8 protein-coding genes are annotated in these 11,888 nt (G+C 58.7%); 2 read left to right on the top strand and 6 right to left on the bottom strand.

All coding sequences use genetic code 11. The features are described from left to right. Positions 1-27: 27 nt before the first annotated feature. Both ACQZ5H_RS24130 and ACQZ5H_RS24125 read right to left on the bottom strand, forming a co-directional pair. Positions 28-1,551 carry a cryptochrome/photolyase family protein gene (locus tag ACQZ5H_RS24130; protein ID WP_203431365.1) on the bottom strand — a complete coding sequence of 508 codons (1,524 nt, stop codon included), beginning with the start codon at positions 1,549-1,551 and terminating at the stop codon, positions 28-30. A gap of 56 nt (positions 1,552-1,607) precedes the next feature. Continuing rightward, positions 1,608-2,300: a VIT1/CCC1 transporter family protein gene (locus ACQZ5H_RS24125; RefSeq protein WP_148194963.1), complete on the bottom strand. Its 693-nt coding sequence runs from the start codon at positions 2,298-2,300 to the stop codon at positions 1,608-1,610. 820 nt (positions 2,301-3,120) lie between these two features. Between ACQZ5H_RS24125 and ACQZ5H_RS24120 the strand changes: the two genes are divergently transcribed. Further along, entirely contained in the window at positions 3,121-5,265 is a 2,145-nt protein-coding gene (locus ACQZ5H_RS24120; protein WP_203431364.1) for a putative bifunctional diguanylate cyclase/phosphodiesterase, read from the top strand. A gap of 171 nt (positions 5,266-5,436) precedes the next feature. Here ACQZ5H_RS24120 and ACQZ5H_RS24115 read toward each other — a convergent pair whose 3' ends face one another. Genes ACQZ5H_RS24115 through ACQZ5H_RS24105 form a run of 3 tightly spaced genes read right to left on the bottom strand, consistent with a single transcriptional unit; the run spans position 5,437 to position 9,675 of the window. Then, positions 5,437-5,703, bottom strand: a complete 267-nt coding sequence (locus ACQZ5H_RS24115) for a hypothetical protein (protein WP_130279758.1) — start codon at positions 5,701-5,703, stop codon at positions 5,437-5,439. Positions 5,704-5,725: 22 nt separating this feature from the next. Further along, entirely contained in the window at positions 5,726-8,113 is a 2,388-nt protein-coding gene (locus ACQZ5H_RS24110) for a YbcC family protein (protein WP_203431362.1), read from the bottom strand. Between the two features lie 2 nt (positions 8,114-8,115). Continuing rightward, positions 8,116-9,675: a proton-conducting transporter transmembrane domain-containing protein gene (locus ACQZ5H_RS24105; RefSeq protein WP_449099161.1), complete on the bottom strand. Its 1,560-nt coding sequence runs from the start codon at positions 9,673-9,675 to the stop codon at positions 8,116-8,118. A 94-nt stretch (positions 9,676-9,769) separates the two neighbouring features. On the opposite strand from ACQZ5H_RS24105, the gene ACQZ5H_RS24100 reads away from it, so the two are divergent. Beyond that, positions 9,770-10,648 (top strand): LysR family transcriptional regulator, encoded by an 879-nt coding sequence (locus ACQZ5H_RS24100; protein ID WP_112717145.1) that lies wholly within the window; start codon positions 9,770-9,772, stop codon positions 10,646-10,648. A gap of 261 nt (positions 10,649-10,909) precedes the next feature. Here the strand turns inward: ACQZ5H_RS24100 and ACQZ5H_RS24095 are convergent, their stop codons facing one another. Continuing rightward, positions 10,910-11,806, bottom strand: a complete 897-nt coding sequence (locus ACQZ5H_RS24095) for a helix-turn-helix domain-containing protein (RefSeq protein WP_112717143.1) — start codon at positions 11,804-11,806, stop codon at positions 10,910-10,912. Positions 11,807-11,888: the final 82 nt, after the last annotated feature.

Raw genomic sequence — 11,888 nt, 5'->3', positions numbered from 1 at the left:
CAGATGCAGCATGTCGCGTGGGTTGCTTCACTCAAGGCCTGCGAGGAAGCTGGCGGCTTGTCGCCTGGTCTCGTCACGGCTCTCATCACTCATTCTCGACCATGTTGCGTAAGGCTGTACCAAGCGGTGGTTGGAGCTCAGCTTGTCGCGGTTGCGATCGAGGAAGTCCCAGTACAGAGCGTTGAACGGACAAGCCTTGCTTCCCACGCGCTGCTTTGGATCGAAGCGGCAACAGCCGCAATAGTCCGACATCCGGTTGATGTAATTGCCGCTGGCCGCATAGGGTTTGGTGCCGAGGAAGCCACCATCGGCAAACTGGCTCATTCCAATGACGTTCGGAAGCTCGACCCATTCATAGGCATCTGCGTAGACCTCGAGATACCACTGGTGAACTTGCTTGGGATCGATGCCAGCCAGCAGGGCAAAGTTCCCGGTGATCATCAGTCTTTGAATGTGATGGGCATAGGCGTGGTCGATCGTTTCCGTGATCACCGTTGAGAGGCAATTCATATCCGTGTCGCCGGACCAGTAAAACGAGGGCAGCGCGCGGGTGTTGCCGAAATAATTGCTCTCGGCATAGTCAGGCCCGGCGAACCAGTAGATGCCCCTCATATATTCACGCCAGCCAATGATCTGGCGGACGAAACCCTCGACCGCGTTGAGCGGTGCACGACCCTCATGATAGGCCCGTTCAGCCGAAAGGCAGACCTCGAGCGGTTCGAGGAGCCCGACGTTGATGTAAAATGACAGAAGCGAGTGGTTAAGCCAGGGCTCACCCTGCAGCATCGCATCCTGGGTTTCGCCAAACTCTGGCAGAAAATCCTCGATAAATCCGTCGAGCACCTTCAAGGCGTCGGAGCGGGTAACTGCAAAGCCAAAGCCCTCAAGCTTGCCGAAGTGGCCAGGAAACAATTGTCCGACCGAGTTCAGCACCTCGGTAGTGATGGCATCCGGCTCAAACTCCAGGTGTCTTGGTCTGAGGAGACCCGGCTCTGCCGGCTTGCGGTTTTCGGAATCGAAGTTCCATCGTCCGCCAAGTGGCTTGTCGCCTTGCATCAGTAGCCCGGTTTTTCGTCGCATTTCCCGATAGAAAAACTCCATCGTCAGCGACTTGCGGCCCTGCGCCCACTGCCGGAACTCCCGGTGCGAGCAGATAAAGCGGTGATCGCGCCGAAGTTCGACCTCAAGGCCCAGGGTATCCGACCAGCTCCTAATTTCCTTGAGGACGCGCCATTCGCCAGGTTCCGTGATGCATATGGCGGAAGGGCGGAGTTCGGCACTCGCACGCTGGACCTCGCCGGTGAAAGAGCCGGTGTTGGTCGGCTCGTCGATCGTGGTGTAGCGAACTTTGTAACCGGCTCCTCTCAACTCATCAGCAAAATGGCGCATGGCCGAAAAGATGAAGGCGATCTTCTTTTTGTGATGACCGACATAGGTTGCCTCGGCCATAACTTCACACATGAGTACGCTGTCATGGTCTTTGTCGGCGCCATCCAGCGACGAGATACTCCGCGACAACTGGTCTCCAAGGATGACAATCAGCCTCGACACAAAAACTCCCCTATCTGTCTCTGCATATCAGTTGTCCGCCGCTCGACGCGGTTATGTCAGAGTGCCTTGCCGATCAAGGCGCCAACGAGACCGGTGACGACCATGGCCATGGCTCCCCAGAACGCTACCCTGATCGTTGGCTTGATGATACCGGCGCCGCCCGCCCTGGCACTGACAGTGCCGAGCGCTGCGAGGAATATCAGAGATATGACCGGGATTGCGAGTTGAATTGAATGAGGCGGCGCCAAAATTGCGGTGAGGACGGGAACGATTGCGCCGGCTGAGAACGTCAAGGCCGAGGTCAAGGCGGCTTGAACGGGCTGTGCCGTAGACGTCTCAGTGATACCGAGCTCGTCTCGTGCGTGCGCATGCAGGGCGTCATGAGCGGTCAACTGTCGGGCGACCTGAAGCGCCAATTCCTTGGAGACGCCACGCGCTTCGTAAATCTCGGCGAGTTCAACCAGTTCGTGTTCAGGCTGATCGTCGAGCTCACGCCGTTCGCGCGCGAGATCGGCAGCCTCGGTATCAGCCTGGGAGCTGACGGAAACATATTCGCCCGCCGCCATAGCCATAGCGCCAGCGGCGAGCGAGGCGAAGCCGGCAACAAGCACCTGTGAGGTTGAAGTGGATGCCGATGCTACGCCGACCATCAAGCTGGCGGTTGAAATGATGCCGTCATTTGCGCCGAGAACCGCTGCCCGCAGCCAGCCTATCCGCTCGATCGAATGCTTTTCGATATGCCTGTGCATGGCCCACCGTCGCTAAAGGCGGTTGAAACTGCTTCAAATGTTATCTCGGAAGGTCACGCAAAATCCAGTCGCGGACCCGCATAGCTCCGATGCGCGGCTGCCTTGGTCGTGGGAAGATGCTGCGAAGGAAGTCGCGATCCTTGCCGCGCGGCTCATTCTTGGCCAATGCCCTTGCGCCTGCATTCCTTCCTGGTGACCGAGAGACCGGCGCGGACGCATTCCTCACGATATATTGCAGATCTCCGGAAAGATGCCTTCTGAGGTATAGTTTTGCAGATCGCAATCGTGATAAGCGTTGGCGCCCCTCATCACCCGCCGAAGGCTGTCATAGAGATGAAGCGACTTACCCCTGAGCAGTTCTCGAAATGCTCGACGATACAAGCAAGCTCAGACGTCTTCCTGAAACATCGACCAGTCTGGCATCGCTGGAGGAACTTGGTCTCATAGGGCCAGATCTGACCCTCACGGATGCCGGGAAGGCAATCGTGTCGCGCCGGACGAAAGATCGTTTCACGCGCAGCGTCCACTGATCGAGTTTCTTTATCGCAGGTCGCGGCTTGCAAAGCCTCGTTTGAAGAACGCCGGTTCCGCTTTGCATGTTCAGATTGTCAGCTTCGCGTCAGTCGCGAACTCGCCACAGGCGTGCTGAAAGGCACCCTGGCAAGCTGCTTTGCCTTTCCTGGGTTGTGACGTTAACGGGGCCTAAAAGATTCGGTGCGAAAAATCGCAAGCGTGGGAGAGAAGGGTGAGCTTCGCGTGAGGGGCGGGCCGACGACTTTTCTAGCGATGTTATTGAAAGTCATATTTTCGGGAGTTCGAAGTGCTGAGAGTTATGTCATGTATCGCTTACGAGCATAATCTCGCCTATGTTTTAGCCGCGGCCGTTCTTTGCATGTTGATGTGTACGGTCACCGCCAGACTTTTCGATCAGGCCGTTCGTTCTCCCGCCACGTCACGTCTCTCCGGCGCTATTGTCGCGGGCATCTCCGGAGGTCTGTCCATTTGGACGACGCATTTCGTGGCAATGCTAGGGTTCAAAATGCCGACAGAGTTGGCATTTGATCCCTACCTGACTGTCGGGTCGCTCCTTCTTGCGGCACTGTTTTCAGTCGCCGCCTTTACTATCGCGATCAACCTGTCGAGACCCGCGATACCGTGCGTTTCGGGCCTCTGTCTTGCCGGCGCAATCCTTTCCATGCATTTCGTTGGGATGACGGGGCTAAGGAACGCCGACGCGCTTTTCTGGGACCGCCGTATGCTCGTCGCGGCAGCGGCATTGGCGTTTGGCTTCGGGGTCGCGACGATGGTTACCCTGATCCGTCTGCGTTCAAGGATAGGCCTCGGTCTTGGCCTTGTCCTTATGACACTGGCCATCTGCAGTGCTCACTTCACGGCAATGACTGCGGTCACGATCGAACCCGGGCCGTTGCAGGCTGCTGCGAACGGTACGCTATCCAATAGCATGCTGGCGGTTCTGGTGGTCGGCGCCGCGATCATTTTTGCGGGAGCAGTCGTTATTGTAACTGACGCACGCGCGCAACGCGAGCTTCTCGAAGCGTATCGTTTCGCTGCGCACCACGATGCTCTGACAGGCTTGCCAAACCGAGCCCATCTCTATGACGAGCTGACGAGGCTTTTGGATGTGGCGACGTGCCGGCCTGGGCGTCTTGCACTGGCGGTCGTTGATCTCGACCATTTCAAAGAGGTCAACGACGTCAGGGGACATCAAGCCGGTGACGAACTGTTGCAAGATGTCGCTCGGAGCCTGTCGGCTTCGCTTGGACCAAACGAATTCGCGGTTCGCATGGGCGGGGATGAATTCGTCGTGGTCAGGCACAACATCGCAGCGGATCAAGACGTCGAGGAATTTTCGATGCGGGTGCTGCGCGCGATCGTCAGAAGCGACGGCTCGCAGCCTTCGCTTTTGTCTGTCGGTGCAAGCGTTGGCGTGTCGGTTTACCCCACGGATGCTTCGGATGTCGAGGAGCTGATAGCACGGGCAGATTCTGCTATGTACCGCGCAAAGCGCTCCGGCGGCAGCCGATTCTGCAGATACGAATTCTCCATGGACGAAAAGCGACGCGACAGGACGGCGCTTGCTGCGGATCTAAGGGTTGCCTTGGACAGGGACGAATTTGTTTTGCATTTTCAGCCCCAGGTGAACGCAGCTTCCGGAGACATACTGGGTCTGGAAGCGCTCCTGCGCTGGAACCATCCGCAAAGGGGCTTGATCCCGCCTTCGGAGTTTATCCCTATCGCAGAGGAAACCGGGCTGATCGTCCCGATCGGAAGATGGGTTTTGGTCTGTGCCTGCAGTCAGGCGGCATCATGGCCGCTTCCGGTCAGAGTCGCCGTTAACATCGCCTCGGCGCAGCTTGGAGAACCAGGATTTCGGTCGATGCTGGCAGAGATATTGCAAGGCTCGGGGTTGCCTGCGCAGCGGCTAGAGCTTGAGATAACAGAGGCGAGCGTCATCGAGGACCGGGAGCGCGCGCTTGCGGTGATCACTGAGCTGAAGGAACTGGGGGTTCAGATCGCCATGGATGATTTCGGCACGGGATATTCGTCATTGTCTACCTTGCAGATCTTTCCCTTCGACAAGGTCAAGATCGATCGCTCCTTTATAAAGGACATCAATGCGAACACCGTCTCCCAGGCCATCGTCAAGGCAACCCTTCTGCTGGCCGACTGCCTCGACATGAAAGTGATCGCCGAAGGCGTAGAGCGTCCCGAGCAGGCCGCATTTCTGCGCGGCCTCGGTTGCCATGAGCTACAGGGCTATCTTTACGGTCGACCGGTGCCGCATACAGACGTTGCTTTTTCGTTGACGCCGCCTGAACGCACCAACGTGGCAGGGGGTCCACCCCGCTGGCAGATAAGGGCCGACAAGACGCCAAAGGTCGAGGGCGGAGCAATGGTTCCGTCGGGGCGTCGCTCCCCTCTCTGCAATCTCTTATGGATTTGAGCAGCGCATGGCGCTTGTCTTGGCGAAAGGTCATTACCCTCCCGCCGTCGCCAAATCAGATCGTTGCGCGGCTCTAATAAAGCCGCAGTCCACGAGGTTCGTAAGATCACGCACAAGGACCTTTTTATCACGTATTTTCCCGGCTGCGAGGGTTAGGACCCTCTTGCGACCTTAGAGGCCTCGGCCCCACCCGTAGTAGGAGGGGCGGACTTTCAGTAGGCTCGGCTTTTCCCTGATCAATCTGTTGACCGCCTTCGAGAGAGCAAGCCTGCGCAGCGTGGAATGGCTGATTACACCGTGGCCGTGGAAGTCGATCAAAAGTGCTCGCACCGAAATGCGCTCTTCATCCGAGCCGATCCACCCATCCTCGATCAGCTCCTGCAGCACGTTGAGGCATACGGCTGGAGCCTCGTCCGTTGCTGTTTCCTCGGGCTTCATCGGCTTTCTTCCGCAACGCTTTTCATGCAACCTGCGCAAGGCCGGCGTCTTCATTCGGGCCCTCGACCGGCTCCCAGTTGCAGCCGGCACGATAGCGCCAGGCCAGCCGTCCTTCCTCGTTGAGGACAATGAGGTGCATCCATCCGTTGTCGAAGAGCGATTGGACAGATGGGTGCCGGCGCAGAACCACTGCTATCTCTTCCTTGGGCGCCTCCAGCGCCACAGTGAGCCGTTTCGGGTCGTGCATCAAATTCGCACCGTCGTGAACTGATTGCCAGGGCAGCCCCGTCCGCAAGTTTCCGCCGTTTCCCTCCAGAACGCCGATGCCGCCCACCGCGTTGTGCAGCAATTTGTTTCCAGACCCGAACAGCGACGGGGCAACCGCGGAGCCAAAATATTGCAACCCGATCCAACTGGCCACGACGACCGGGGCAGTCAGGATCAGCTCCAGGATTTTGAAGTCGACATCACGGTGCCATTCGTAGTCATGCAGGAAGACCCGTCCGCCGAGAGAACGTCCCCGCGTCCTGGTGCGCGGCGCCGCTATGAAGGCCGAGCAGCCGGCAAGCCCGGCTTCCGGCCGCATCTGGGCCCATTGACGGCCACGTGTGCCGATCGTGTCTGCTGACGATCCGCGCAGGCGACCCGTCCGCTCTGCGCGCGCGAGGTCACCGGCTTGCTGGAGCCACGTTCCTACGGTGGTCAGCGCGGATCTTTCGATGCCTTCTGGAAGGTCGCTTTCAAAAAGCGTCACATCGTCCGACGCAGTGTCATGGAGCGCGCCGACGAAGACAGTGTCGGTCGGAACGTCGATCCCCCTCGCAGCCAGGCCGTTTCTGACATCGACTTCGTTCAGCATCATCGCCAGCAGCCGCGCGCTGACATCGCCTGCATGGCCACCACATGCCCCGCATTGCAGAGCGCTGGCAAAGGGATTGTTGACGACCTTTGAACCGTGTCCGACCAGCAGAACGATGGGCGCGAAATCGGTGATGAGGCCCATCCCGCGCAAAGCACCCTCCGCGACGTCCGTCTTTCTTTCCGCAGTCATTTGATCGGAGAGTTGCAGCGGGTAGACCTTGTTGCCCGCCTTGCCTGTTGCCAAGGTCGATAGAATGAGGGGCAGGGCAGCCAGGGGACCGGCCGCTTCGACAAAGGCAAAGGAGGAGACTGCGGCGACCTTGAATCGGCTCCAAGCACGCTTGGCACGGGCGGTTATCTGCGCACCCCGATCCTTGCTGGCACTGGAAGCTTCGCACGCGAAGACCGAAGGCTCAACCAGCACCGGTAGCCGATTTTCCGAGGTGACAGTGCCCCGGCGCCGGAAACTGGCGCCCACACCGAAAAAGCCGGCAAAACCGCGCGTCTGGATACCAGCGTCGGCGCTTTCGAGCGCTCGCCTGAACGTTTCCGAGCGTACGTCGATGCAGAAGGCTGCCTGAAGGCTCGGTCGTCCCGTCCGCTGGCGACTGTCGCACCTCTCTTCAAGCAAGCTCTTGAGTTCGCGCTGGTAGGCGCGTTCTGTGGCTGTTTGTAGCACCGCATCGATCAGGTCTTCAACGCCTGGCGATATCGGTTGACGATGAGCAGCGAGCGCTTCGGACCAACGCGTCCTGACGTCGGCGGGACTAATCTTGTAGAGCGCCTCTTCGAACACCAGGCGGACGGTGAGTAGCTCGAATAGTGTTGTGTCGCGATTTCCATCTCGTTCAGCGAGCCAGTTCAGGTGCCGGGCGTGCTGGGCCCAGCCGCCCATGCTCACCAGGAGCTGATGAAAATATGTTCCCGGTTCGCCAATCCCGAGCCCTCGGCACGCATTTGAAAATGCGGCATCTGCGGTTGCGGCAGCGTGAGCGACGTGAGACGCAAAACCGCTCAGCCCCGACAACTCCGGCGTCAGGTCATGCATCGCGAAGTGACGCCAGCTTGCAAACAGCCCCTGATCTTGCGGGGCCGCCCATAGAGCTTGCCCGGCGTCGAAATAGCCGCTGGCAAAGCTCGATATGCGATCGCCAATCAATCCCTCCCAGTCCCTCCCGTCAAAGGCCGCGGCGATGCTGGCAAGCGACGGAAGGGGTGCGGAGCTGACAGGCTCGTTCGAAACACCTTGTTTTATCTGCGCAAGATCCAGTTTTGCAAACGATTCACGTGAGGCGATCGCGCCGACAATATCATCATCACGGATGGTCCCATCGCGTAGCTTTTGGACGTAATAGAAACGCGGCGGGGCAAGTCGGATGCCGGCAAGCCTTTGGAACAGCGCCGAGACATTTTCCAGGCTCTCGTTTGCCTGGCCCAGGAAAGGGTTGACGGCAACAGTGGCTTCGAGCGGCCAGGCGGGAGGGATCGCCCGGACTGCAGCTTCTGCGACGAGAAGAAGATCGTGGTTGTGAGCTGTTTGCAGTTGCATGGTCAGTCCTTGGTGATTGTTTGGGCGGCGGAAATCGCGCCGGTGGAGCGCAGGAGTTTGTCGACGATCGGCTGCACGTAAAAGCCGTTTGAGACGTGGACGCGCAAGCCAGCGCAAGCGGGATGATGGGCCCATTTTGGCAGCAGCGCCTGCATAACGGCGACCGCGCCGAACGATAGGAGTGCGAGGACGATCAACGTCCATTCAAGGGGACCGGCCGGCGGAGGGGCAGGAAGGGCGCCCGCTGTCAGCCGCTCCAGTAAATGCTGCAGGGCAAAGTAGGCGACGGCGGTGCAGAGTGAGAACATGGTGGTGCGCAAGGTCAGCGATCTCGGCGCGGTCTCCGCCATTCCCTGTGCGACAAGGTAGGCGATGCCAAAAATGAGGATCGTGCCAAGGGCAATCGCCTGCGGCGGTTTTTCGGTGATGCCGAAGGCGATGCCGATGAACAGGTAAACCCCTATCGCAATGGCGAAAGACTTTCCGACCGCCAACATGCTTGGTGAGGAAACGGGTCCGGGTCGACGCGTTGCAAGAACCTGTTCAACAGCCGAGCCTGACGCCAGAAAAGCGTGAGCCTTATAGAGCGAGTGGGCAATGATATGGAGAAGCGCGAGCGGGAAGAGAGCGAGGCCACACTGCAGAATCATGAAACCCATCTGCGCGACGGTCGACCAGGCCAGTGACGTCTTGATTGCCGGCTGCGTCAGCATGACAACACTGCCGAACAGTGCCGTAAAGCCTCCAAGAATGATCAGGGCTGCAAGGACGGCTGGTGCCTGGACCATGATGTCGGCGAACCGAATGAGCAGAAAACCGCCGCCGTTGACAACGCCCGCATGCAGCAGTGCCGAGACCGGGGTCGGGGTCTCCATGACTTGGGTGAGCCACCCGTGTGTGGGAAACTGTGCCGAGCGCAGGAGCGCTGCAACGGCCAGCAGCCCTGCCGCCCAGTGGATCACGCTGGTTGATTGGGAGACCTGGAGCGATGAGAGCTGAAGGCCGCCATCCGTCCACCAAAGCAAGACAAGCGCCGCGACCATGGCAAGGTCGCTCCCACGGGCAAACAGGAAGGCCTGATGCGCAGCTTTTCTAGTCTGGGGTCTATCAGGATAGAACAAAAGAAGTTTGTTTAGTGCAATGGACGAGCCCACCCATCCTACCAGCAGTCCGGCAAAGGATTCTGATTGGACGGCAAGAAGAACCGCAGCGATCGTTGTCGCCATCCACCCCATGAAGCGCGCCTGCCCATTCTCCGTATCCAGCGCTATCTGAGAATAGCGCACGACCGTCCATGATATGAATGAGACGAGAAGAAGCATTGCCACACTGACGACGTCGATGCGTGAGGCCAGAATATCGAAATGGCCGCCGGCACCGGTGGAGGTGCCGGCACCAAGGCCCAGGAGGATAGCGACACAAAATGCCGACACCAGAAGCGCAGCGATCGCGGCATTCTCAACGATAGTCGCTGCGGTGCGAGGTTTCGCTCGCGGACTAAACGCATAGGCAGCGGCCAGCAGGAATATTGTCGGACAAGCGAGTGGCGTGAGGTAAATCAAAGTCGGCTCCTGTTATGCTCAAGGAGGACCTATCCCACGCCGTGGCTCGTTAAAAATACATTGATTGCGTAATTTCGTTCTTTTAAATAGAACGATGGCAGACCTCAACTATCATCATCTCCGCTACTTCTGGGCCGTTGCACATGAGGCAAACCTCACCCGCGCCGCCTCGCTCCTCAATGTTTCCCAGTCGGCCCTGTCTCTCCAGATCAAGCTTCTGGAGGAGCGATTGGGCCACGCTTTGTTCGAGCGGCGGGGGCGTCAGCTCCACCTCACCGAGGCGGGACGTATCGCACTCGATCATGCAGATACCATCTTTGCGGCAGGCGACGAACTGATCGCCACGCTTCGGGAAAGTGGAGCAACCAGACGCACTGTTCGCATCGGGGCATTGGCGACATTGTCGCGCAATTTTCAGATGGAGTTCCTTCAACCGATCCTGGGTCGTCCGGATGTAGACCTGGTTCTTCGATCTGGCAGCTCGCGCGAGCTGATAGAGGCGTTGCAGACACTGAGCCTCGACATCGTCTTGTTGAACAAGTCTCCCGCGGCTGATCCGATCTCCGGCTTGATCGCCCAGCACGTATACGAGCAACCCGTCAGCCTTGTCGGAAAGCCGTTTCACGCCCGAACCGGCGCATCGGTAAAGGAGCTTCTGGCTGCATATCCATTGATCCTCCCAACACCGGAGAGTGGCGTTCGCTTCCAGTTCGACGCCATCGTCTCCGGCCTGGGCGTCCAGCCGCAAATTGCCGCCGAGGTCGACGATATGGCAATGATGCGTTTGCTGGCGCGGGCAGGGGCCGGACTTGCGGTTCTTCCCCCGATCGTCGTCAAGGGCGAGCTTCAGACCGGTGAGTTGATCCAGTTTGACGTCCTGCCGAGCATCATCGAAACATTCTATGCGGTTACCGTGCGAAGGCGGTTTCCAAACCCGCTGGCAGCGCTGTTGCTAAAGCGAGATCATGATTGACGCCGGGTTACTCGACCCCTTTTCACATACCGCTCATCCGCTGCAGACCGTCCAGTATCGCCCTCCGTTCGCTGAACCTTTCGCAGCCTGACGTCCTGCCGTGACACGGTGGGGTGGGGCAAACGGTCTGCTTTCGATCGGTTTGCAATCCATTCTAGCCTCCGGTCAAGACTTCGGCCAGCAGGCACCAAACGTTGCATTCCTTTCGTGAGCCAGAACTGGACTGAGAAGATGACCTTCTTTCCGGCGTTTTGAAGCTGGTCAGCATCGCAGCGATGAGACAAAACCTTCGCGATACTTCGCTGGCGTCGTTTCGAAGCGGGTCTCGAAGGCATCGTAAAAGCGGGAGAGCGACCCAAAGCCGCTTTCGAACGCAACAGAAGCGATCGGTAGCTCGGAGGAGATCAGAAGGGACTGCGCTGTGTCCAGCCGATGTCGTGTAACAGCCTGATGCATTGTCATGCCGACTGTCTTCTTGAAGACCGTCATGGCGTAGTTTGGATGAAGCCCCGCCGCGGCCCCGACAGCGGCGATGTCGATTGGGCCAAGGGCGTGTTCGGCGATATATCTCAGCATCACCTCGACTTTCGGCAGCCTGTCGGCGTCCATATCACGAGACGATACGAGAGCGGAGCCCTGTTCCCGCAGATCACGCCAGCCATCCCGTCCGATCCGTCGGATGCGCGCCACGAGCTCATCCCTGACGATCTGCTCGACTTCCTGATCGCCCGACAGCAGCTCCTCGCGCCAGCGCAGGAACATGTCCCTGTCAAAGCTTCTGACGCTGATTGCTTCGATCAGCGCGCCCCTGAAGACGGCGTCTCGAAATGGTGCCAGGCCGTGCAAGTTCACAAGAACGCTCATCGGGACGTATAGGCAAACGAAGTTCGTCGGGTCGGTCACCTCAGTGACTTGATGGGGGACCATTCCCCAGAAGAGACAAAGCTGGCCTTCCGAGATCTGAAGGAGTCGTCCATCCAACCAGTAGGTCATACGCCCTTCAAGGACGAGGTTGATCTCGACCTGGCTGTGCATGTGAGGACCGCTCATGCGGCGCACGTCAAGGCGCTCGCCCGCACAGAAGCGATGATCTCCGAATACGACCAGCGGGTGTCTCGTCGCGCCGGAATGCACCGGAATGGATTCGTCCTCGAACATGCCTTCTCCTGTAAAACGCGGACATCTTAGTATCCAGGAAGCGTATGCTTCAAGAGCGGTAGCAGAATTCTGCGCGATGTGA

Source organism: Rhizobium sp. 21-4511-3d (genome assembly GCF_053522545.1).
The sequence above is the reverse complement of the archived record's forward strand: the minus strand, read 5'-3'. Positions and strand labels throughout refer to the sequence as shown.